Source organism: Pseudomonas sp. NY15354 (genome assembly GCF_048068075.1).
Taxonomy (GTDB): Bacteria; Pseudomonadota; Gammaproteobacteria; order Pseudomonadales; family Pseudomonadaceae; genus Aquipseudomonas; species Aquipseudomonas guariconensis_C.
Map to the genome: position 1 here is coordinate 38,317 of NZ_JBLUPV010000033.1, position 21,968 is coordinate 60,284.

Here is a 21,968-nt window from a genome sequence, read left to right on the forward strand (position 1 = left end):
CGAAGGAAACCGCCCCATGAGCGAATTCAAGCGCATCCCTCCCGAGCAGGCCCTGGCCTTGCGTGAGCAAGGTGCGGTGGTCGTCGACATTCGCGACCCACAGGCGTTTGCCGCCGGCCATATCAGCGGCGCCACACATCTGGATAACCATTCGGTCGCGGAGTTCATCCGCAATGCCGACCTCGATGCACCGACCCTGGTGGTCTGCTACCACGGCAATTCCAGCCAGAGCGCGGCGGCCTATCTGGTGGGCCAGGGCTTTTCCGAGGTGTACAGCCTCGACGGCGGCTTCGAGCTGTGGCGCAGCACCTACCCGGCCGAAACCGCTCAAGGCGGCGCCGAATAATTTTTTTCATTTTCCCGCAGCCCGCGCCACGTGCGGGCTTGGGCCTTTCCTGACGAACGGTCGTGAGTATCTTCTCGGCCTCGCGCCCTTGACCTCCCGTATAACCAACTATCCTTAAGCCCAGGCCATCCAAAAAAGGGGAGAGCCGGTACACCGGCGTGCGGGTCATCGGTAGCGTTTCTACGGGTGTTCTGGGGGGTATACAGCAATCGGCCAGCCCGGTTGCATGCCAGCATCATGCTGACTGATCCGGCGTCGGCTCCACGTATCGAGCGAGGTGACGTCATGAGCATTTTTAGCCACTTCCAACAACGTTTCGAGTCAACCCGCCAGGAAGAATTCTCGCTGCAGGAGTACCTCGAGCTGTGCAAAGAGGATCGCAGTGCCTATGCATCGGCGGCCGAACGGCTGTTGCTGGCCATCGGCGAACCAGAGCTGGTCGATACCTCAACGAACTCCAGGCTGTCGCGAATCTTCTCCAACAAAGTGATCCGCCGCTATCCGGCCTTTGCCGACTTCCACGGCATGGAAGAATGCATCGACCAGATCGTCTCCTACTTCCGCCATGCCGCACAGGGCCTGGAGGAGAAGAAACAGATCCTGTACCTGCTGGGCCCTGTGGGCGGTGGCAAGTCGTCCCTGGCCGAGAAGCTCAAGCAGCTCATGGAGAAAGTCCCCTTCTATGCCATCAAGGGCTCTCCGGTGTTCGAATCGCCCCTGGGGCTGTTCAACGCCAGCGAGGACGGCGCCATTCTCGAAGAAGAATTCGGCATCCCGCGCCGCTACCTGAACACCATCATGTCCCCCTGGGCCACCAAGCGCCTGCAGGAGTTCGGCGGGGACATCTCCAAGTTCCGGGTGGTCAAGCTCTACCCCTCCATACTGAACCAGATCGCCATCGCCAAGACCGAACCCGGCGATGAGAACAACCAGGACATCTCCGCCCTGGTCGGCAAGGTGGATATCCGCAAGCTCGAGGAATTCCCGCAGAACGACGCCGACGCCTACAGCTACTCGGGGGCGCTGTGCCGGGCGAACCAGGGTCTGATGGAATTCGTCGAGATGTTCAAGGCCCCGATCAAGGTCCTGCACCCACTGCTCACCGCCACCCAGGAAGGCAACTACAACAGCACCGAAGGCCTCGGCGCGATCCCCTACTCCGGGATCCTGCTGGCCCACTCCAACGAATCGGAGTGGCACACCTTCCGTAACAACAAGAACAACGAGGCGTTCATCGACCGGATCTACATCGTCAAGGTGCCTTACTGCCTGCGCGTCAGCGACGAAGTGAAGATCTACGACAAGCTGCTGATCAACAGTTCGCTGGCCAAAGCGCACTGCGCACCGGACACCCTCAAGATGCTTGCGCAGTTCACCGTGCTGTCGCGCTTGAAGGAGCCTGAGAACTCCAACATCTATTCGAAGATGCGCGTCTACGACGGCGAGAATCTCAAGGACACCGATCCGAAGGCCAAGTCGATCCAGGAGTATCGCGACGCGGCCGGTGTCGATGAAGGCATGAACGGCCTGTCGACCCGCTTCGCCTTCAAGATCCTCTCCAAGGTGTTCAACTTCGATCCGCACGAAATCGCCGCCAACCCGGTGCACCTGCTCTATGTGCTCGAACAGCAGATCGAACAGGAGCAGTTCCCTGCCGAAGTGCGCGAGCGTTACCTGCGCTACCTCAAGGAATACCTGGCGCCGCGCTACATCGAGTTCATCGGCAAGGAGATTCAGACTGCCTATCTCGAGTCCTACAGCGAGTACGGCCAGAATATCTTCGACCGCTACGTGCTGTACGCAGACTTCTGGATTCAGGACCAGGAATACCGCGATCCGGAAACCGGCGAGATCCTCAACCGCATCGCCCTCAACGAAGAGCTGGAGAAGATCGAGAAACCGGCGGGCATCAGCAACCCGAAAGACTTCCGCAACGAGATCGTCAACTTCGTGCTGCGGGCCCGAGCCAACAACAACGGCAAGAATCCGAGCTGGCTGAGCTACGAGAAGCTGCGCGTGGTGATCGAGAAGAAAATGTTCTCCAACACCGAAGACCTGCTGCCGGTTATCAGCTTCAACGCCAAGGCCAGCAAGGAGGATCAACAGAAGCACAACGACTTCGTCACCCGGATGGTGGAACGTGGCTACACCGACAAACAGGTTCGCCTGCTGTCGGAATGGTATCTGCGGGTCAGGAAATCGCAATAAAGCGGCAAGCGACAAGCCGCACGCTGCAAGCTGTACGGCGCAGGGCTCAGGCTCGCGCCCCAGCTTGCGGCAGCGGTGGCTGCTCATTCTTGCAGCTTGAAGCTTGAGGCTTGCGGCTGCATCCAGTCACCGGAGGGACCATGAGCTACGTAATCGACCGACGCCTGAACGGCAAGAACAAGAGCACGGTCAACCGCCAACGTTTTTTGCGGCGGTACCGTGAGCACATCAAGAAAGCCGTCGAAGAGGCCGTGAGCCGCCGCTCCATCATGGACATGGAGCATGGCGAGCAGATCAGCATTCCGGGTCGTGATATCGACGAACCCGTGCTGCACCATGGTCGTGGCGGCAAACAGACCATTATCCACCCCGGCAACAAAGAGTTCACCGCAGGCGAGCATATCCCCCGGCCACAGGGCGGCGGAGGGGGTGGCGGACGCGGCAAGGCCGGCAACTCCGGGGAGGGCATGGATGATTTCGTGTTCCAGATCACCCAGGAAGAGTTCCTTGAATTCATGTTCGAGGACTTGGAGCTGCCTAACCTGGTCAAACGTCACCTGACCGGCGCCGACACCTTCAAGACCGTGCGCGCAGGCATCGCCAACGAGGGCAACCCCTCGCGCATCAACATCGTGCGCACCCTGCGCTCGGCACACGCCAGGCGCATCGCCCTGACCGGCAGCAGCCGCGCCCTGCTGCGCGAAGCCCAGGCAGAACTCGCCCGCCTTAAGGTCGAGGAGCCGGACAACTTCACGGATATCCAGGCCACCGAAGCCGAGATCGAACGCCTGAAAGCACGCATCAACCGCCTGCCCTTCCTCGACACTTTCGACCTTAAGTACAACCTGCTGGTCAAACAGCCCAACCCCAGCTCCAAGGCTGTGATGTTCTGCCTGATGGACGTCTCCGGCTCCATGACCCAGGCCACCAAGGACATCGCCAAGCGGTTCTTCATCCTCCTGTACCTCTTCCTCAAGCGGAACTACGACCGCATCGAGGTGGTGTTCATTCGCCATCACACCAGCGCGCGCGAAGTGGACGAGGAAGAGTTCTTCTATTCCCGTGAAACCGGCGGCACCATTGTCTCCAGCGCGCTCAAGCTGATGCAGGAGATCATGGCCGAACGCTACCCGGCCAGCGACTGGAACATCTACGCCGCCCAGGCCTCGGACGGTGACAACTGGAACGACGACTCGCCGATCTGCCGCGAGATCCTCTCCAAGCAAATCATGCCGCATGTGCAGTACTACACTTACGTCGAGATCACCCCTCGCGAGCACCAGGCGCTGTGGTACGAATACGAGCGCATCGGCGAGGCATTCCCAGATACCTTCGCCCAGCAGCAGTTGGTATCGGCCGGTGACATCTACCCGGTCTTCCGTGAACTCTTCCAGCGCAGGTTAGCCACATGACCGCCAGAGAGCAGAGACGCCAACCCATTTCCACCGGGTCCGAGTGGACGTTCGAGCTGATCCAGGCCTATGACCGCGAAATCAGCCGCCTGGCCGAGCGTTACGCCCTGGACACCTACCCCAACCAGATCGAGGTGATCACCGCCGAGCAGATGATGGATGCATATGCTTCCGTCGGCATGCCGCTGGGCTATCACCACTGGTCCTACGGCAAGCAGTTCCTCAGCACGGAAAAGTCATACAGCCGCGGTCAGATGGGCCTGGCCTATGAGATCGTGATCAACTCCGATCCGTGCATCGCTTACCTGATGGAAGAGAACACCATGTGCATGCAGGCACTGGTGATCGCCCATGCCTGCTATGGCCACAACAGTTTCTTCAAGGGCAACTACCTGTTCCGCACCTGGACCGACGCCAGCTCGATCATCGACTACCTGGTGTTCGCCAAGCAGTACATCGCCCAGTGTGAGGAGCGCCATGGCATCGATGCCGTCGAAGACCTCATCGACTCCTGTCACGCCCTCATGAACTATGGCGTCGACCGCTACAAACGCCCCTATCCCATCTCCGCCGAGGAAGAACGTCGCCGGCAGAAGGAGCGCGAGGAGCACCTGCAACGCCAGATCAACGACCTGTGGCGCACCATTCCCAAGGGCTCGGAAAAAGGCAACGAGCGCGATGATGTGCGTTTCCCCGCCGAACCGCAGGAAAACATCCTCTATTTCATCGAAAAACACGCTCCCCTGCTCGAGCCCTGGCAGCGCGAAGTAGTGCGCATCGTGCGCAAGATCGCCCAGTACTTCTATCCACAGCGTCAGACCCAGGTGATGAACGAAGGGTGGGCGACGTTCTGGCACTACACCCTGATGAACGACCTGTACGATGAAGGCCTGGTGACCGAAGGCTTCATGATGGAGTTCTTGCAGTCGCACACCAGCGTGGTCTTCCAGCCCGGCTTCGACAGCCCTTACTACAGCGGCATCAACCCCTATGCCTTGGGCTTTGCCATGTATACGGACATCCGGCGCATGTGCGAAAACCCTACTGAGGAAGATCGACGCTGGTTCCCCGACATCGCCGGCAGCGACTGGCTTTCCACCCTCAAGTTCGCCATGAGCAGCTTCAAGGATGAAAGCTTCATCCTGCAGTACCTCTCGCCCAAGGTGATGCGTGACCTCAAGCTGTTCAGCATCCTCGATGACGACCAGCGCGACGACCTGCTGGTACCGGCGATCCACGACGAAGCCGGCTACCGGATCATCCGTGAACAACTGGCCGCCCAGTACAACCTGGGCAATCGCGAGCCCAACGTGCAGATCTGGAGCATCGACCGCCGCGGCGATCGCTCCCTGACCCTGCGCCACCAGCAACACAATCGCAAACCGCTGGGCGACTCTACCGAAGAAGTGCTCAAGCACCTGCATCGCCTGTGGGGCTTCGATATCCACCTGGAAACCGTGCAAGGCGACCAGGTGATGAAAACCCATCACATGCCGCCCCGGGGCGACCAGAGCGAAGCGGGCGAATACGGTCGCATGGACCTGGCGGTGGTCCACCACCTCTGAGAGCCACCTCCATTACTGCCGACAGGTTATCCTGTCGGCAGTAATGGAGGTTCTACATGCAGATCTACAAAGTCGGTGGCGCGGTGCGCGACCGCCTGCTCGGGCGCCCGGTCAGCGATATCGACTGGCTGGTGGTCGGTGCCACGGTCGAACAGATGCAGGCCCTGGGCTATCGCCCGGTCGGGGCAGATTTCCCGGTGTTCATCCATCCACGTACGGGCGAGGAGTACGCCTTGGCGCGTACCGAACGCAAGAGCGGGCGGGGCTATGGTGGTTTTACCTTCCATGCCAGCCCCGAGGTGACGCTAGAAGAGGACTTGATCCGTCGGGACCTCACCATCAATGCCATGGCCGAAGATGAACAGGGCAACCTGTACGACCCCTACCATGGCAAGAATGATCTCGATCTTCGCCTATTACGTCACGTTTCTCCAGCATTCGCCGAAGATCCCCTGCGCGTGCTGCGCGTGGCCCGCTTCGCCGCCCGCTATGCCCCGCTGGGCTTCCATGTCGCCGACGAAACGCTCGAACTGATGCGCCAGATCAGCGCATCGGGCGAGCTGCAGGCGCTGACCGCCGAACGCAGTTGGAAGGAGATCGAGCGGGCGTTGATGGAAGATCAACCCCAGGTGTTCATCCAGGTGCTACGTGAATGCGGCGCCCTGAAGGTACTGATGCCGGAGGTGAACGCGCTGCTGGACCAACAGCAAAGTCACACCCTGCAAGTGCTGGAACAGGCAGCCCGCTCGCAGCAACCGCTCAATGTGCGCTGGGCCTGTCTGCTGCATGAGCTTGCCGACCTGAACCACGCCAAGGCACTCAACCAGCGTTTCAAGGCGCCCCGGGAATGCCAGGAACTGGCCCTGCTGGTCGTGGAATGCCAGGCTCTGTGCCATGGAGCCCTGCAACTGAGCGCGACCCGTTTACTGGAGTTGCTGCAGAAGTTCGACGTCTATCGGCGCCCCCAGCGCTTCGAAGACTTCATCGCCGCCTGCCAGGCGCAAGCGCTCAGCCGAGGCGAACAGGTCTATCCACAGGCCGACTACCTGCGCGGTGCGGCGGCAGTGGCCAAGGCGGTCGATGTGAAGGCGTTGGTGGAAAAAGGCCTGACGGGGCAGGCACTGGGGGAAGCGCTGAAGCAAGCGCGCCTGACGGCACTCGAGGCCTACACGCAGCGCTGAATTGCGTGCTGTGTGAGCGGACCCGCGCTCACACAGCGTGGTGCTAGAGGCGCTACGCAGGCGTCAATTGCAACCCGCGCCACTCGAACGGAACAGGCGCCAGCACTTGATCGATACGGGCCTCCTGCCACAGCTGAGCCATGCTCTTGCCCTCGCTGGGATGCACCAACTCAGGCGCAATCAACGACAGCGGCCACAGCACGAAAGCGTTCTTGAGGATTTCAGCCCTCGGCAACACCAGGCCGTTGAACGTCCCCAGCAAGTCGTCGTACATCAACACGTCGATATCCAGGGGCAGGCCCTTGCGCTCAGGCGCGTAGCGGCCGTTGTCCGCCTCGATGAACTTGAGCCGACGGTCCAACTCCAGCAACGGTAGGTCGGTCTTGCCGGTCACCACCAGGTTGTAGAAAGGCCCGCTCTTGATGCCTACCGCCTGGCTCTCGAACACAGGCGAGCAATGCATGTCCTGCAGACAGCCCGCCAGGGCATCGAGACCGGCGCACAGGTGCGCTTGTCGGTCGATGTTGCTGCCAAGGCCCAGGTAAACCGTGCTTAAAGACATCCGCGCTCGATCTCCACGCCAACACCGCCACGGGCCGCCGGCACGGCGCCCGGCTTGGTCAGTTTCAGGCGTACCCAAGGGATGTTGAATTCTTCCATCAGCGCCGCAACCAGGCGTTCGGCGAAGGTTTCCACCAGTTCGTAACGGGCCTGCTCGGCGAATGCCTGGATACGCGCACTCACGCTGGCATAGTCCAGGGCCAGGCTCAGATCGTCACCTGCCGCCGCCGGGCGGTTGTCCCAGGCGAAACTCAGGTCCAGGCGCAGGCACTGGCGAATATCCCGCTCCCAGTCATAGGCACCAATGACGGTATCGACTTCCAGGCCTTCGATGAACACTCTGTCCAAGCACTTCTCTCCACAGCACGACAAGGGCGACTGGCGCCGTTAGAATCAAGGCGTCCTCGCCCGGAATAGTTAGCATGTTTTGGTTATTGGCGCTGCTCGCCTACCTGCTCGGCTCTCTGTCCTTCGCCATCGTCCTCAGCCGCCTCAGCGGCAGCCCGGACCCGCGTTCAAGCGGTTCAGGCAATGCCGGCGCGACCAACATGCTACGCCTGGCGGGCCGCAAGCTGGCGATCCTGACCCTGCTGGGCGACCTGTGCAAGGGGCTGTTGCCCGTGCTGCTCGCCCAACTGGCCGGCCTCGGCTTGCAAGAGCAAGCCTGGATCGGCCTTTGCGCGGTCATCGGCCATCTGTTCCCGCTGTATTTCTGCTTCAAGGGCGGCAAGGGTGTGGCCACCGCGGCCGGCATGCTCATGGGGCTCTACTTCCCGGCCGCCTTGCTGGCCATCGCGGCCTGGCTGCTGACCTTCTACCTCACCCGCACCAGCTCGCTCGCCGCATTGATAGCCACACCACTGACGCTGCCATTGCTGGCGTGGCGCGAGCCCGAGGCACTGCTGCCCATCACCGTGCTTACAGTACTCATCGTCTGGCGCCACCGCAGCAATCTACGCGACCTGTTTGCCGGGCGCGAACGACATTTCTGAATGATCTGCCCGGCAATACCCCGCCTCACACAGCCGACAACTGCTCCATCGGCCAGCGCGCCTGCACGCTGATCGCCAGATCCTGACGTTGCCCGGCCAGCAGCCGCTGGCAACCGGCATAGGCGATCATCGCGCCATTGTCGGTGCAGAACTGGGGGCGCGCGTAGTAAACGTTGCCATGGAGACTGGCGAGCATGGTTTCCAGCGAGGCGCGCAGGGCCTTGTTGGCGCTCACGCCGCCAGCGATGACCAAACGCTTGAGGCCCGTTTGCTTGAGCGCGCGCTTGCACTTGATGGTCAATGTCTCGACCACCGCCTGCTGGAACGCCAGCGAAAGGTCGCAACGGGTCTGCTCGCTGTCATCGCCCGCGTCCCGGCATTGCTGCCAGGTATTCAGGGCGAAGGTCTTCAGACCACTGAAGCTGAATTCCAGGCCCGGACGATCGGTCATCGGCCGCGGGAACACGAAACGCCCCGGCACGCCTTTCTCGGCCAGGCGCGCGATTTCCGGGCCGCCGGGGTAGTTCAGGCCGATCAGCTTGGCCGTCTTGTCGAACGCCTCGCCTGCCGCATCGTCCAGGCTTTCGCCGAGCAGCTCGTATTGGCCGATGCCATCGACCCGTACCAGCTGGGTATGCCCGCCAGAGACCAACAAGGCGACGAACGGGAACTGTGGCGGGGTTTCTTCCAACATGGGCGCCAGCAGATGGCCTTCCATGTGATGCACGCCGATCGCCGGGATGTCCCAAGCGAACGCCAGCGCCTGGGCGCAGGAAGCCCCCACCAACAGGGCGCCGACCAGGCCGGGGCCCGCGGTGTAGGCGATCGCGTCGATCTCGGTAGCCACGCAGTCGGCCTCAGCCAGCACCTGGCGGATCAACGGCAGCATGCGCTTGACGTGATCACGCGAGGCCAGCTCAGGCACAACGCCGCCATAGACGCGGTGCAGGTCGATCTGACTGAACAGTGCATCGGCCAGCAGGCCGCGTTCGCTGTCATATAATGCGACGCCGGTTTCGTCGCAGGATGTTTCCAATCCCAGTACTAGCATGGGTCCGTGCCTTGTCGAGGCTGAATTCGAAGGCGCGCATGATAGTCCTCGTACCCCATGCCGACCAGCGGTTTTCGATCAGAGGCTTTGCATTCCGGCCAGCTAAGGGTTAACATCCGCAACCCTTGAAAACCGACGTTCTCCAGCACACCTTTTTGTTTTGCCAGGAGCACGTCTACCCCGGTAATGAATGAAGGTAGCCCTGGATGCCAGCCGTCAAAGTTAAAGAGAACGAACCCTTCGACGTAGCTCTGCGTCGTTTCAAGCGCTCCTGCGAAAAAGCCGGTGTACTGGCTGAAGTTCGTAGCCGCGAGTTTTATGAGAAGCCGACCGCCGAGCGCAAGCGCAAAGCTGCTGCCGCTGTAAAGCGTCACGCCAAGAAGGTTCAGCGCGAACAGCGCCGCGCCGTTCGTCTGTACTAATACAGGCGTTCTACGCAAAGCTTCTGCCCCGCCCGGCCCTGTGCCGGGTTGATGGCAGCGGTTGTTTCAAACCTCAGGCTCATGCCCGAGGCGCCCCTTGCAACAACTCCGGGGCAACCTGCCTGAACACGTCAGAGCTGGTCCTCGACCAGTCGTGCACGTCGTGACTGACGAGCCCTCCGTGGCTGACGAGCACATTTTTCCTCACACTTCCCGCACCGCACTACTCGCCCCGAACCCGCGCGTAGCGATTAGACTTGCCAGCTGCCAGATGACGAGACTGCCATGGCCGGGCTGATTCCCCAAAGCTTCATTGACGACCTTCTCAACCGCACCGACATCGTCGACGTGGTGAGTTCGCGCGTCCAACTGAAGAAAACCGGCAAGAATCTCTCCGCCTGCTGCCCGTTCCACAAGGAGAAAAGCCCCTCCTTCACCGTCAGCCCCGACAAGCAATTCTATTATTGCTTCGGCTGCGGCGCCGGCGGCAACGCGCTCGGCTTCATCATGGACCACGACAACCTGGACTTTCCCCAGGCCGTGGAGGAACTGGCCCGCGCCGCGGGCATGGAAGTACCGCGAGAGGAAGGCCGCCGCGGGCAGAAGCCCCGCCAGCCCACCGACTCACCGCTCTACCCGCTGCTCGAAGCCGCTGCCGAGTTCTATCGCCAGGCGTTGCGCGCTCACCCGACCCGCAAAGCGGCGGTGGACTACCTCAAAGGCCGCGGCTTGTCGGGCGAGATCGCCCGCGACTTCGGCCTGGGCTTCGCACCTCCGGGCTGGGACAACCTGCTCAAACACCTGGGTGCCGACAGCCTGCAACAGAAAGTGATGATCGACGCAGGCCTGCTGATCGAGAACGCCGAGAGCGGCAAGCGCTACGACCGCTTCCGCGACCGAGTGATGTTTCCGATCCGCGACAGCCGCGGCAGGGTCATCGCCTTTGGCGGCAGGGTCTTGGGCGATGACAAACCCAAGTACCTGAACTCCCCGGAAACCCCGGTCTTCCACAAAGGCCAAGAACTTTACGGCCTGTTCGAAGCACGAAAACACAACCGCAACCTCGATGAAATCATCGTGGTAGAGGGCTACATGGACGTCATCGCCCTCGCCCAGCAAGGCCTGCGCAACGCGGTGGCAACTCTCGGCACGGCGACCAGCGAAGAGCATCTCAAACGCCTGTTCCGCGTGGTACCGAGTGTCCTGTTCTGCTTCGATGGCGACCAGGCAGGCCGCAAGGCCGCCTGGCGCGCCCTGGAGTCCACCTTGGCCAGCCTGCAGGACGGGCGTCGGGCGCGCTTTCTGTTCCTGCCCGAAGGTGAGGACCCGGACAGCCTGGTCCGCGCCGAAGGCACCGACGCCTTCATGGCGCGCATCAATCAGCACGCCCAGCCGCTGGCGGACTACTTCTTCGAGCAATTGAGCAACGAGGCAGACCCTCGCTCGCTGGAAGGCAAGGCGCATATGGCCACATTGGCCGCACCGCTGATAGAAAAGATTCCGGGCGCCAACTTGCGTCAGCTCATGCGCAATCGCCTGAAGGAAATCACCGGCCTCGACCCTCAGCAGGTCGAGCAACTGGCACAACACACGCCAGCGCCCAGCGTGCCGGACTACGACCCAGGCTATGACTATGACGCCATGGCCAGCTACGCCCCTGACTACAGCGATGCGCATCAGCCTGACTACGCGCCCGCCCAGCAGGAACAGCGACCATGGACCCCGAACAAGGGCGCAAAGAAACCGTGGGAGGGCAAGCCCTGGGACAAGAAAGGCGGCAAGCCTTGGCAACGCGACGGCCAGCGTGGCGAAGCGCCGCCGCGTGTCCCGGCGCCGGTCGAGCCGCCGACCCTGTCGGCCCTGCGCACCCTGCTGCATTACCCGTTGCTGGCCGGAAAGGTGGAAGATGCCAGCCATTTTGCCGACGAAGAGCATCTCTACAGCCAGTTGCTGGTGGCCCTGATCGAAGCCGCACAGAAGAATCCTAAGCTAAGCTCAATGCAGTTGATCGCACGCTGGCACGGCACCGAACAAGGCCGCCTGCTGCGGGCCCTGGCGGAAAAGGAATGGCTGATCGATGCCGACAACCTTGAACAACAGTTTTTCGACACTATAACTAGCTTGTCCGCCCGCCAACGCGAGCGCAGCCTGGAACATCTGCTCAGGAAAGCACGTCAAAGCGAGTTGAGCACCGAGGAAAAATCGCAGCTCCTCGCCCTGCTGAGCCGGAATGTTCCCGCACAAACCCCGACCTCATCTGGCGCGTGAGGTCCATGCTCGGGTATAATCCTCGGCTTGTTTTTTGCCCGCCAAGACCTTCAGTGGATAGGGTGTTATGTCCGGAAAAGCGCAACAGCAATCTCGTATCAAAGAGTTGATCACCCGTGGTCGTGAGCAGGGCTACCTGACTTACGCGGAGGTCAACGACCACCTGCCTGAGGATATTTCAGATCCGGAACAGGTGGAAGACATCATCCGCATGATCAACGACATGGGGATCAACGTATTCGAGAGTGCTCCGGATGCGGATGCCCTGCTGTTGGCGGAAGCCGACACCGACGAAGCCGCAGCCGAAGAAGCCGCCGCAGCGTTGGCAGCAGTCGAAACCGATATCGGCCGCACGACCGACCCGGTGCGCATGTACATGCGCGAAATGGGTACCGTCGAGCTGCTGACCCGCGAAGGCGAGATCGAAATCGCCAAGCGCATCGAGGAAGGCATTCGCGAAGTCATGGGCGCCATCGCCCATTTCCCGGGGACTGTCGACTACATCCTCAGCGAATACGATCGCGTCACCACCGAAGGTGGCCGTCTGTCCGATGTCCTCAGCGGTTACATCGACCCTGACGACAACATTGCCGCGCCGACCGAAGAAGTGCCGATCCCCGGCGCCAAGGCCGCAGCCGCCAAGGAAGACGACGACGAAGAAGAAGAAAGCGAAGAAAGCAGCGACGACAGCGAGGACGAGGGCGAAAGCGGCCCGGATCCAGAAGTCGCCCGCCAGCGTTTCGGCGCCGTCGCCGATCAGCTCCAGGCCACCGGCAAGGTTCTGAAGAAACACGGTCGCAGCGGCAAGGAGAGCATCGAAGCCCTCCAGGCGCTGGCAGACCTGTTCATGCCCATCAAACTGGTGCCCAAGCAGTTCGACGTTCTGGTCGAGCGCGTGCGCAGCGCCCTGGAACGCCTGCGTGCCCAGGAACGCGCCATTATGCAGCTGTGCGTCCGTGACGCTCGCATGCCTCGCGCCGACTTCCTGCGCCTGTTCCCGAGCAACGAGACCGACCAGACCTGGAGCGGTGACCTGTCCAAGCGCAACACCAAGTGGGCTGCCGCCCTGGGTGAGAAAGACGCTGCGATCGTCGCCTGCCAGCAGAAGTTGATCGACCTTGAGAACGAAACCGGTCTGACCGTCGCCGAGATCAAGGAAATCAACCGTCGCATGTCGATCGGTGAGGCCAAGGCCCGGCGCGCCAAGAAAGAAATGGTCGAGGCGAACCTGCGTCTGGTGATCTCCATCGCCAAGAAGTACACCAACCGTGGCCTGCAATTCCTGGACTTGATCCAGGAAGGCAACATCGGCCTGATGAAAGCGGTGGACAAGTTCGAATACCGTCGCGGCTACAAGTTCTCGACGTACGCCACCTGGTGGATTCGCCAGGCGATCACCCGCTCGATCGCCGACCAGGCGCGCACCATCCGTATTCCGGTGCACATGATCGAGACGATCAACAAGCTCAACCGTATTTCCCGCCAGATGCTGCAGGAAATGGGTCGCGAACCGACGCCGGAAGAGCTGGGCGAGCGCATGGAAATGCCTGAGGACAAGATCCGCAAGGTGTTGAAGATCGCCAAGGAACCGATCTCCATGGAGACTCCGATCGGTGACGACGAAGATTCGCACCTGGGCGACTTCATCGAGGACTCGACCATGCAGTCCCCGATCGACGTGGCCACGGTCGAAAGCCTCAAGGAAGCTACCCGCGACGTGCTCTCGGGCCTGACCGCACGCGAAGCCAAGGTGCTGCGCATGCGTTTCGGTATCGACATGAACACCGACCATACCCTCGAAGAGGTAGGCAAGCAGTTCGACGTGACCCGCGAGCGGATCCGTCAGATCGAAGCCAAGGCGCTGCGCAAGCTGCGCCACCCGACGCGAAGCGAGCATCTGCGCTCCTTCCTCGACGAGTGATGACAAACCCCGGCCCAGGCCGGGGTTTTTCTTTTCAGGCAAGTGACAATCCCGACGCGATCGCCTCTCCGCTCGGCCATTGCCCGTCTACACTCGAAGGCAGACCACCTGAATGAGAGGCCGCTATGTCCTTTGTGCCGGCCCTTCTGTTGCTGATTCTGCTTGCGTGGAACACAACGGCCGGCGCCCTGACCCTGACCGATGAAGAAAAATCCTGGCTCAGCGCTCACCCACACCTGCGCCTGGGCGTCGATGCCTCCTGGCCGCCCTTCGAGTTCCGCGACCAAGACGGCCGTTACCAGGGATTGGCCGCCGATTACATCAGCCTGATCCAGGAGCGTCTGGGCATATCGCTCAAACCGATCGAGCCCAGCAACTGGACCGAGGTGCTTCAACAGGCCAAGGAAAATCGGCTCGACGTGCTTCCAGGCATCATGTCGACCCCGGAGCGTCAGAAATACCTCGCCTTCTCCCGCCCCTACCTCGACTTCCCCATCGTCATCCTGGCCCACAAAGGCGGTCCGCAGCCTCGTACCCTGGAAGACCTGTACGGGTTGAAAGTGGCCGTGGTGGAGAACTACGCCCCCCATGAACTACTGCGCACCCAACACCCGGACCTGAACCTGGTGGCGCTGCCCAACGTCAGCTCCTCCCTCCAGGCCCTGGCGACAGATGAAGTGGACGCGGTGGTCGGCGACCTCGCCTCGAGCATCTGGGCCCTGCGCCAGCTCAAGCTCGATGGCCTGTACGTCAGCGGTGAGACGCCCTACCGCTATCAACTGGCCATGGCCGTCCAGAAGGACAACAAGATTCTGGTCGGCATTCTCGACAAGGTCATGGCCGACATGACCACGGCTGAAATCAGCCACATCCAGCAACGCTGGGTTGGCAATGTGGTCGATCAACGGTCGTTCTGGAACGACATGCTGCTCTACGGGCTGCCTGCGGTCCTGCTGCTGCTTGCCGGCCTGGCGGTAGTCATCCGCATCAATCGCCGCCTGAGTTCGGAAATTTCCCGGCGTATCGCTCTCGAACAGGAGCTGCGCAGCAGCGAGTATCACTACCGCAGCCTGGTCGAAAGCCTGTCCGCCATCGCCTGGGAGGCCGATGCCAACGACTTCACCTACAGCTATGTCTCACCCCATGCCGAAGACCTCCTGGGCTATCCGCTGAGCGATTGGCTACGCCCCGGCTTCTGGCGCAGCATCCTGCACCCTGAGGATGCGCTCTGGGCCCAAGCCTATTGCGACAGCGAAACCGCCGCCGGGCGTGACCACAGCCTCGACTACCGGGTGATCCGTGCCGACGGTCACGCCCTCTGGGTGCGCAATATCGTCAGCATGATCGAGCACGGCCACCGCCCATTGCTGCGGGGCTTGATGATCGACATCAGCGAAACCAAACGCACCGAGGACGCCCTGCGCCTGTCGGAGCAAAAGTTCGCCTCGGTGTTCCAGCAATGCCCGGACATCCTGGTGATCGCCCGCCACAGCGACGGCTGCCTGCTGGAGGTCAACGAAGCCTTCGAGGAACAGATCGGCCTGAGCCCCGGCCAAGTAATCGGCCGCACCGCGACCGAACTAGACCTGTGGGCCGTGGCCGGCGCAGGGCCGGCCCTGCTCGAACGCCTGCAGCAAGGTGGCATACGCAACCTGGAAATGAGCTTTCGCCGCAGCAACGGCCAGGTATTCACCGGCCTGACCTCGGCCGAGACCTTCGACCTCGACGGCACCCGGGCCATGGTCGTGGCGGTGCGCGACATCAGCCAACTGAAAGAAACCCAGCAGCAATTGCAGACCTCCGAGGAAAAGTTCGCCAAGGCCTTCCATGCCTCCCCCGACGGCCTATTGTTGTCGCGCCAGAGCGACGGCTTGTTGCTCGAAGTGAACGAAGGGTTTTGCCGCCTGACCGGCTACGACATCAATCCAGCCCTGGACCAGACCTCCCTGGACCTGGGCATCTGGGTCGACCTCAACGAACGCAAGCGGCTGATCGAGCAACTGCAACGCGACGGTTTCGTGCGGGACTTCAGCTGCCATATTCGACGCAGCGACGGGCAGATTCGTCTGTGCGAGCTGTCTGCAAGGCCGCTACCGATCGAAAGTACCGATTGCATGCTGACCATCGCCCGGGACATCACCGAGCGCCACCTGATGCAGGAAAAACTGCAACTGGCCGCCACCGTGTTCGAGAACACCGCCGAAGGCGTGCTGATCACCGATCCCGACCAGCGCATCAGCGCCGTCAACCGCGCCTTCAGCGAGATCACCGGTTACAGCGAGATCGAAGCCCTTGGGCAAACCCCGCGCCTGCTCGCTTCCGGCCAGCATGACAGCGCCTTCTATGCAGCCATGTGGCATCAATTGACCGCCGAAGGCCACTGGCAAGGCGAGATCAACAACAAGCGCAAGAATGGCGAGTTCTACCCCGGCTGGCTGACCATCAGCGCAGTGCGCAATCGCGACCACGAAATCACTCACTTCGTGGCCGTATTCGCCGACATCTCCAGCCTCAAGCTCGCCCAGGCCAAGCTCGACTACCAGGCTCATCACGACCCGCTCACGGGCCTGCCCAACCGTGCATTGTTCGAAAAACGCCTGCAGGCCGCCCTCACTTGCACACAGGTGGCCAACCGCCAAGGCGCGGTGCTGTTCCTTGACCTGGATCGCTTCAAGCACATCAACGACAGCCTCGGCCACCCGGTCGGCGACCTGCTGCTCAGAGGCATCGCCCAGCGCCTCAAAGAGCAAGTCCGCGACCTGGACACCGTGGCGCGGCTGGGCGGCGATGAATTCATCATCCTTCTGCCTGGCCTGCATCGTCCGAGCGATGCCAGCGCCATCGCCAATAAATTGCTGGCCTGCTTCCACGCCCCGTTCGAGGCCGGGGAACATGAGTTCTTCACGAGCGCCAGTATCGGCATCAGCCTCTATCCACAGGACGGCACCGATGTCGCCAATCTGATCCGCAACGCCGACGCGGCCATGTACCGCTCCAAGGCCAAGGGCCGCAACCGGGTCGAGGCCTATACCCGCGACCTCACCGCCCAGGCCAGCGAGCGTATCGCTCTGGAACATGAATTGCGCCGCGCCATCGAGCGCAACGAAATGAGCTTGTGCTTCCAGCCCAAGTTCAGCCTCAAGACCCAGAACCTTGTCGGCGCCGAGGCCTTGATCCGCTGGCGTCACCCCACCCTTGGCGACGTCCCGCCGGAACAGTTCATCCACCTGGCTGAAGAGAACGGCACCATCTTGCAGTTGGGCGATTGGGTACTGGAGCAGGCCTGCCGGCAGATGTACGCCTGGAAGAGCGCCTACGAGCCGTTCGGCCCCTTGTCGATCAACCTCGCCGGCGCCCAGCTCCGCCAGCCCAACCTGGCCAGACGCATCGAGCATCTGCTCAAGACCTACCAGCTCAAGGCCGGGGACCTGCAGCTGGAAATCACGGAGAACTTCATCATGAGCCAGGCCGAGGAAGCCTTGGCCATCCTTCACCAGCTCAAGGCACTGGGTGTGCAACTGGCCATCGACGACTTCGGCACCGGCTATTCGTCCCTGAGCTACCTGAAACGCCTGCCCTTGGACATTCTCAAGATCGATCAGTCCTTCATTCGCGGCCTGCCGAACGACCCCCATGATGTCGCCATCACCCGCGCGATCATCGCCTTGGGGCGCAGCATGCAGTTGACCATCATTGCCGAAGGCGTGGAGAACCAGGCGCAACAAAACTTCCTCGCCTGCGAAGGTTGCGAGCAGATCCAGGGCTACATCGTCAGCCTGCCCCTGCCGCCAGAGGAATTCGCCACCACCTTCCTTCGCATAGCACTATCAGATCTTTCAGATGGCACCCACCTCAAACCCTCGTTATAATCCCGGCCACCTCTGGGGCCTATAGCTCAGTTGGTTAGAGCAGAGGACTCATAATCCTTTGGTCCACGGTTCGAGTCCGTGTGGGCCCACCAACCTTGAAGCCGCGTATTACGCGGCTTTCAGCTTTCTGGGTTTGTGGCAGCCGGATCAGTCCTATGGTCCGAAGGTACAAATTAGGTACAGTGCGGCTTCGCTTGCACGCCTTTGGAGTCCTTCAGATGGCCACAATCGTCAAAACCCCTGCCGGCACCTGGAAGGCCGTCATCCGCAAGACCGGATGGCCGACCAACGCCAAAACCTTCCGCACCAAACGTGACGCCGAGGATTGGTCACGACGCACCGAAGATGAAATGGTGCGGGGTGTGTATATCCAACGCAGCGGTTCCGAGCGACTGACACTCGAAAATGCGCTGCAGCGGTATCTGCGCGAAGTCAGCCCTACCAAGAAGCCCACCACGCAGAAGGCCGAGGCGACCAAGGCTCAGCAGTTGATCAAGCACCTGGGCAAATACTCGCTGGCGGCTCTGTCATCCGAGGTTATTGCCAACTATCGCGATACACGCCTGGGCTCCCTGACCAACCGCGGCCAACCCACCAGCAATAACACCGTGCGGCTAGAGCTTGCCCTCCTCAGCCACCTATTCACTGTCGCAATTCAGGAATGGGGCCTCGGACTCACATACAACCCTGTGCTCAACATTCGGAAACCGAGCCCAGGTGAAGGCCGAAATCGTCGGCTTACAGCAGACGAGGAACGTCGCTTGCTGAAAGAGGTAAACAAACACAGCAACCCTATGCTCGGATGGATCGTCAGCATCGCCTTGGAAACGGGTATGCGATCGTCTGAAATCACAGGGCTACGTCGGCATCAGGTCGATGTCAAAAAGCGCGTAGCACGCCTTCTGGTAACGAAGAACGACAGCGCCCGGACTGTGCCACTTAGCAAGCTCGCTGCAGCAACATTCCAAGCAGCGCTTCAAAACCCTGTGCGCCCCATCGATTGCGATTTGATCTTTTTTGGTGAACCTGGAAAGGACGGGAAGCGGCGCCCTTATGCCTTCACGAAAATCTGGGGATTGCTCAAATCTAAGCTGGGCATGCCAGATTTCCGCTTCCACGACCTTCGCCATGAGGCAGTCAGCCGATTGGTTGAAGGTGGGCTTTCAGACCAAGAGGTTTCTAGCATCAGCGGCCACAAGTCAATGCAGATGTTGAAACGATATACGCATCTTCGCGCGGAGGACCTGGTGGTGAGGCTTGATAGCTTGAAAGCTAAAAAATAGGCAAAAAATAATTTCTATTACATATTCGCCGACAATAGATTTCAGGAAAACCCCTATATACATTAGCTTTTCCACGTCTGCCAATTAACCAAAACCATATATTTTGGCAACCACAAACCAACAAAGTCTTTAATCCAAACTAATACGCCTTGGTTGAAAACCGAGGCGTAGCCATTTGACGACTGCGCTTCACTACCCAAAGATACGCCTAACTATTAGCAACTATGGTTGATTGACAATGACGACCGAACAATATTTGCTTGAGCGCTTTGGCCCACTAATGAGCATCGTAGACATTGCCGCGATATTAGGCCGATCGCCAGAAGGAGTCAGAGTGGCCCTTTACTCAAACACCGAAATCTCTAAAAGACTCAAACCTACGATGCTCAAGATCGGCCGGCGAGTTTATTTCCGCACCCTCCAGGTCAAGGAGGTATTGTCGCTCGACGGGGAGCGTGGAAGTGCAATCCCATGAGCACGGATCAAACCTTCAAAGTTAAAAAGCCGCCCTACTGCATTGTTCCAGCAAGCGTCCTAACCGAGAGCAGACTGAGCTGGCGTGCGCGCGTGATCTTGTCTTGGATGCTGGGTCAGAACGAAGGCTGGGAGCTTAGGGTCGGCCACATACGTGGAAAATTCGGCCTCAGCGAGCAGCAATGGAGCGCTACAAGCAAGGAGCTACGGGCGCTAGGCTACTTCAAGCAGGAGCGATTCCAGAATGAATCCGGGAAGATCATCTGGGAGAATTTTGTCACGTATAACCCCAGTGAACCATCCCCCCAAAAACCAGGGGGTGGTCGGTCATGCCATGGTGAGCCACTGCCCGGGAAACCATCCCCTGGCCCCCAGGGGGATATACCAATAAAAAGAGAAAACAATACAAACCATACCAATATAAAAGAAACTAGAACAAAACCTAACACCAGCGAGACTTCACCGAAGCATACGCTCGCATGGCCAACACTGGCCGCCACAGAGCGGAGCCTCATTGAGCCATTGTTGATAGACGTGGACCAACAAGCCGCTCAGATGCTTCTTGATGAGCTAGCAGGCAATCTGGAAGCGGGCAGAGTTAAAGCACCTAACAGATGGTTCAAAGCAGTTCTCAAACGCTACAGAGAAGGTAAGTTCTCGCCCACGATTGCACGCGCTATGGCAAATAAGCAGAATTCGTCATTGCCAGACCAGCCCCGCAAAACGAAGCGGGTGATCAAGACGAGATCGGTTGCGGATGCAAACATCTCCGGCATGCCAAAGCACATAGCTGCAGTTCTGAATAGAAAATATCAGCAGCCACAAGCGTAGGAGCGAAGCGCTGTGAAACCTCGCCATTATTCGCCGTTCATCTCCGCGCTCCGCTTGGGCAACCCCTTCGGTTGCATCCCGCGTCCTATCCTTGCCGGACGGGCGGCAGGGGCAGGTCCGGCGGCTTCGCCTTGTTCCTCCCCCTGTCGCTAGGCTTGGTCGCTTACAGCTGCATCAAGGGTACGGCTACGCCCATCATCCTCACCCGTTCGGTGCTCGCCCTCCGGGCTGCGCTCCGCTGCGGCTTGCGGTGATGCCCTTGACCCAGCTTCCAGCTATTCGTGAATGCTGGCTGAAACAAATTCGGCCAAGGTGAGCTCCCCGTCCACAAAAGCTTGAGCGCGTCGCTTTTCTTCAGCGCTCAATACAAAGCCCTCAAGCCCGATTGACACGCACGCATACTCGACAGCCTTCCGACGCCGCTCCCGCTCAGCATTCGTGACGATGATGCTCTCCGAAGTATTCACGGGCTTTCCCTTCGTGTCGGTGACTAAAACAAGACAATTTCAGCGCTGAACAGATCAACGAGTGTCAAGGGCGTCACCGGAGGCCGCAGCCCGTGAAACGGGACCGGGCGAGGATGACGGCGAAGCGAACCCTTGACGCTGCGCACCTCCAATCCTATATGCGGGGGCTGCTGGATGCCTTTCCCAGCGGCCCCTGCTACCGGCGAGGGCGGGAAGTCCAGAGGGGCAGAGCCCCTTTGGGTAAGCCCGCCAGGGCGCGCAGCATGCTCCACGGCACCAATAGACCTTTAACTGCCGACTTTCCCTCCTCTCGCCCTACCCCAGTTCTTGCCCAGGTTCTGCATGACGTGCTGCCGGTAGGCGGGATTCCAAACGCTGTTCCCTGCGATCACATGATTTAAGCCTCTTGCAGTGGTCATCATGCCCGACTGCAGATCACGGCGCGTTGACATCGGATTAACTGTGTTGAAGACCGCCTTGGCTGGATTCAACGCCGCCTGCGCCATCTGCCGCAATGTGATCGCACTGGACGACAAACCACCTGCAAGCTGACCTCCTAAAGAGTAAGCCTGATAAACCATGTAGAGCACGATCCCGCTCAACGCGAGGATCTCCAACATGTCGGTCGCTGGGCCGTTTCCAGCAGTGGGCTGCACATCTGCCAACATTACCGAAAAGAATTTCATCCCAAGCGTCAGCACTGACGTGACAGCAGCACACTGAATGACATAGGTCATCACCTGGGCGAACCATTGATCGAACCACTTGCTGGTCATCTGGCCGAACAGCAGCATTGCAATGAACAACGGACCGCACCCAAGCAAAAACGCTAAAAGTACCTTCGCTGTAATGATCATCGCTCCAGCGGGTAGCGTGATCAGGAATGTTGCAAAGAGCATCGTTCCAGCGATGACCCCGTCATAAAGAATCATGCCTATTTCGGTAATCCCACGCCTCCCTGCACGAGCAATGAGATCAGAAAAGATATCCAAGCCGTCGGTCATAGTGAATCGCCCCTGGTTTCGTAGACACCTCCAAGCCTCATAATGAGGCCCAAATAGGAGGTGCCATGAGTCGTCAGCGTTACCCCGAAGAATTCAAGATCGAAGCGGTCAAG

18 protein-coding genes and 1 tRNA gene are annotated in these 21,968 nt (G+C 60.2%); 14 read left to right on the plus strand and 5 right to left on the minus strand.

All coding sequences use genetic code 11. The features are described 5' to 3' along the window. The first annotated feature begins 16 nt into the window (after positions 1–16). From glpE to ACNFCH_RS22530, 5 genes are all read left to right on the plus strand, one after another. On the plus strand, positions 17–346 hold the full coding sequence (gene glpE, locus ACNFCH_RS22510; protein WP_196167830.1) for a thiosulfate sulfurtransferase GlpE: 330 nt from the start codon (positions 17–19) through the stop codon (positions 344–346). A gap of 285 nt (positions 347–631) precedes the next feature. After that, the gene (locus ACNFCH_RS22515; RefSeq protein WP_043210384.1) at positions 632–2,554 is read left to right on the plus strand and encodes a PrkA family serine protein kinase; all 1,923 of its coding nucleotides are present in this window, start codon (positions 632–634) and stop codon (positions 2,552–2,554) included. Between the two features lie 140 nt (positions 2,555–2,694). Beyond that, positions 2,695–3,966 (plus strand): YeaH/YhbH family protein, encoded by a 1,272-nt coding sequence (locus ACNFCH_RS22520; protein WP_196165390.1) that lies wholly within the window; start codon positions 2,695–2,697, stop codon positions 3,964–3,966. Then, positions 3,963–5,531, plus strand: coding sequence for a SpoVR family protein (locus ACNFCH_RS22525; RefSeq protein WP_070090660.1), 1,569 nt, complete (start codon positions 3,963–3,965; stop codon positions 5,529–5,531). The genes ACNFCH_RS22520 and ACNFCH_RS22525 overlap by 4 nt, the downstream gene beginning before the upstream one ends. A gap of 56 nt (positions 5,532–5,587) precedes the next feature. Then, complete coding sequence (locus tag ACNFCH_RS22530; protein WP_416743902.1) at positions 5,588–6,712, plus strand: multifunctional CCA addition/repair protein; 1,125 nt, start codon at positions 5,588–5,590, stop codon at positions 6,710–6,712. Positions 6,713–6,764: 52 nt separating this feature from the next. Here ACNFCH_RS22530 and folK read toward each other — a convergent pair whose 3' ends face one another. Together folK and folB are read right to left on the minus strand one after the other, a co-directional pair. After that, a complete protein-coding gene (gene folK, locus ACNFCH_RS22535) occupies positions 6,765–7,274 on the minus strand; it encodes a 2-amino-4-hydroxy-6-hydroxymethyldihydropteridine diphosphokinase (protein ID WP_337159232.1) in 510 nt (169 codons plus the stop codon). Next, positions 7,265–7,621, minus strand: coding sequence for a dihydroneopterin aldolase (gene folB, locus ACNFCH_RS22540; RefSeq protein WP_337159231.1), 357 nt, complete (start codon positions 7,619–7,621; stop codon positions 7,265–7,267). Before folB ends, folK begins: the two co-directional genes overlap by 10 nt. A 74-nt stretch (positions 7,622–7,695) precedes the next feature. On the opposite strand from folB, the gene plsY reads away from it, so the two are divergent. Continuing rightward, the gene (gene plsY / locus ACNFCH_RS22545; protein WP_043210374.1) at positions 7,696–8,265 is read left to right on the plus strand and encodes a glycerol-3-phosphate 1-O-acyltransferase PlsY; all 570 of its coding nucleotides are present in this window, start codon (positions 7,696–7,698) and stop codon (positions 8,263–8,265) included. Between the two features lie 25 nt (positions 8,266–8,290). Here the strand turns inward: plsY and tsaD are convergent, their stop codons facing one another. Further along, on the minus strand, positions 8,291–9,316 hold the full coding sequence (gene tsaD / locus ACNFCH_RS22550; RefSeq protein WP_323115307.1) for a tRNA (adenosine(37)-N6)-threonylcarbamoyltransferase complex transferase subunit TsaD: 1,026 nt from the start codon (positions 9,314–9,316) through the stop codon (positions 8,291–8,293). 206 nt (positions 9,317–9,522) lie between these two features. Here tsaD and rpsU point away from each other — a divergent pair, with 206 nt between their 5' ends. From rpsU to ACNFCH_RS22590, 8 genes are all read left to right on the plus strand, one after another. After that, complete coding sequence (rpsU, locus tag ACNFCH_RS22555; RefSeq protein WP_003255575.1) at positions 9,523–9,738, plus strand: 30S ribosomal protein S21; 216 nt, start codon at positions 9,523–9,525, stop codon at positions 9,736–9,738. A gap of 285 nt (positions 9,739–10,023) precedes the next feature. Beyond that, a complete protein-coding gene (gene dnaG / locus ACNFCH_RS22560; protein ID WP_337159230.1) occupies positions 10,024–12,006 on the plus strand; it encodes a DNA primase in 1,983 nt (660 codons plus the stop codon). 67 nt (positions 12,007–12,073) lie between these two features. Then, positions 12,074–13,927, plus strand: a complete 1,854-nt coding sequence (gene rpoD, locus ACNFCH_RS22565; protein WP_416743906.1) for an RNA polymerase sigma factor RpoD — start codon at positions 12,074–12,076, stop codon at positions 13,925–13,927. Between the two features lie 125 nt (positions 13,928–14,052). Next, positions 14,053–17,796 (plus strand): bifunctional diguanylate cyclase/phosphodiesterase, encoded by a 3,744-nt coding sequence (locus tag ACNFCH_RS22570; RefSeq protein ID WP_416743908.1) that lies wholly within the window; start codon positions 14,053–14,055, stop codon positions 17,794–17,796. Between the two features lie 15 nt (positions 17,797–17,811). Beyond that, positions 17,812–17,888 (plus strand) — tRNA-Ile (locus ACNFCH_RS22575). 126 nt (positions 17,889–18,014) lie between these two features. Beyond that, the gene (locus ACNFCH_RS22580) at positions 18,015–19,079 is read left to right on the plus strand and encodes a tyrosine-type recombinase/integrase (protein WP_004887790.1); all 1,065 of its coding nucleotides are present in this window, start codon (positions 18,015–18,017) and stop codon (positions 19,077–19,079) included. Positions 19,080–19,317: 238 nt separating this feature from the next. Further along, a complete protein-coding gene (locus ACNFCH_RS22585; protein WP_054573701.1) occupies positions 19,318–19,554 on the plus strand; it encodes a hypothetical protein in 237 nt (78 codons plus the stop codon). Continuing rightward, complete coding sequence (locus tag ACNFCH_RS22590) at positions 19,551–20,384, plus strand: hypothetical protein (protein WP_054573700.1); 834 nt, start codon at positions 19,551–19,553, stop codon at positions 20,382–20,384. The genes ACNFCH_RS22585 and ACNFCH_RS22590 overlap by 4 nt, the downstream gene beginning before the upstream one ends. A 275-nt stretch (positions 20,385–20,659) precedes the next feature. Here the strand turns inward: ACNFCH_RS22590 and ACNFCH_RS22595 are convergent, their stop codons facing one another. Continuing rightward, the gene (locus ACNFCH_RS22595) at positions 20,660–20,851 is read right to left on the minus strand and encodes an antitoxin VbhA family protein (protein ID WP_054573699.1); all 192 of its coding nucleotides are present in this window, start codon (positions 20,849–20,851) and stop codon (positions 20,660–20,662) included. 287 nt (positions 20,852–21,138) lie between these two features. Further along, positions 21,139–21,855, minus strand: a complete 717-nt coding sequence (locus ACNFCH_RS22600) for a type IV secretion system protein (protein ID WP_416743911.1) — start codon at positions 21,853–21,855, stop codon at positions 21,139–21,141. Positions 21,856–21,968 lie beyond the last annotated feature (113 nt).

Excerpts from the sequence above, each read along its gene's own strand:
- glpE (WP_196167830.1), top strand. The coding sequence starts at position 17 with ATGAGCGAATTCAAGCGCATCCCTCCCGAGCAGGCCCTGGCCTTGCGT.
- ACNFCH_RS22515 (WP_043210384.1), top strand. The coding sequence starts at position 632 with ATGAGCATTTTTAGCCACTTCCAACAACGTTTCGAGTCAACCCGCCAG.
- ACNFCH_RS22520 (WP_196165390.1), top strand. The coding sequence starts at position 2,695 with ATGAGCTACGTAATCGACCGACGCCTGAACGGCAAGAACAAGAGCACG.
- ACNFCH_RS22525 (WP_070090660.1), top strand. The coding sequence starts at position 3,963 with ATGACCGCCAGAGAGCAGAGACGCCAACCCATTTCCACCGGGTCCGAG.
- ACNFCH_RS22530 (WP_416743902.1), top strand. The coding sequence starts at position 5,588 with ATGCAGATCTACAAAGTCGGTGGCGCGGTGCGCGACCGCCTGCTCGGG.
- folK (WP_337159232.1), bottom strand. The coding sequence starts at position 7,274 with ATGTCTTTAAGCACGGTTTACCTGGGCCTTGGCAGCAACATCGACCGA.
- plsY (WP_043210374.1), top strand. The coding sequence starts at position 7,696 with ATGTTTTGGTTATTGGCGCTGCTCGCCTACCTGCTCGGCTCTCTGTCC.
- tsaD (WP_323115307.1), bottom strand. The coding sequence starts at position 9,316 with ATGCTAGTACTGGGATTGGAAACATCCTGCGACGAAACCGGCGTCGCA.
- rpsU (WP_003255575.1), top strand. The coding sequence starts at position 9,523 with ATGCCAGCCGTCAAAGTTAAAGAGAACGAACCCTTCGACGTAGCTCTG.
- dnaG (WP_337159230.1), top strand. The coding sequence starts at position 10,024 with ATGGCCGGGCTGATTCCCCAAAGCTTCATTGACGACCTTCTCAACCGC.
- rpoD (WP_416743906.1), top strand. The coding sequence starts at position 12,074 with ATGTCCGGAAAAGCGCAACAGCAATCTCGTATCAAAGAGTTGATCACC.
- ACNFCH_RS22570 (WP_416743908.1), top strand. The coding sequence starts at position 14,053 with ATGTCCTTTGTGCCGGCCCTTCTGTTGCTGATTCTGCTTGCGTGGAAC.
- ACNFCH_RS22580 (WP_004887790.1), top strand. The coding sequence starts at position 18,015 with ATGGCCACAATCGTCAAAACCCCTGCCGGCACCTGGAAGGCCGTCATC.
- ACNFCH_RS22585 (WP_054573701.1), top strand. The coding sequence starts at position 19,318 with ATGACGACCGAACAATATTTGCTTGAGCGCTTTGGCCCACTAATGAGC.
- ACNFCH_RS22590 (WP_054573700.1), top strand. The coding sequence starts at position 19,551 with ATGAGCACGGATCAAACCTTCAAAGTTAAAAAGCCGCCCTACTGCATT.
- ACNFCH_RS22600 (WP_416743911.1), bottom strand. The coding sequence starts at position 21,855 with ATGACCGACGGCTTGGATATCTTTTCTGATCTCATTGCTCGTGCAGGG.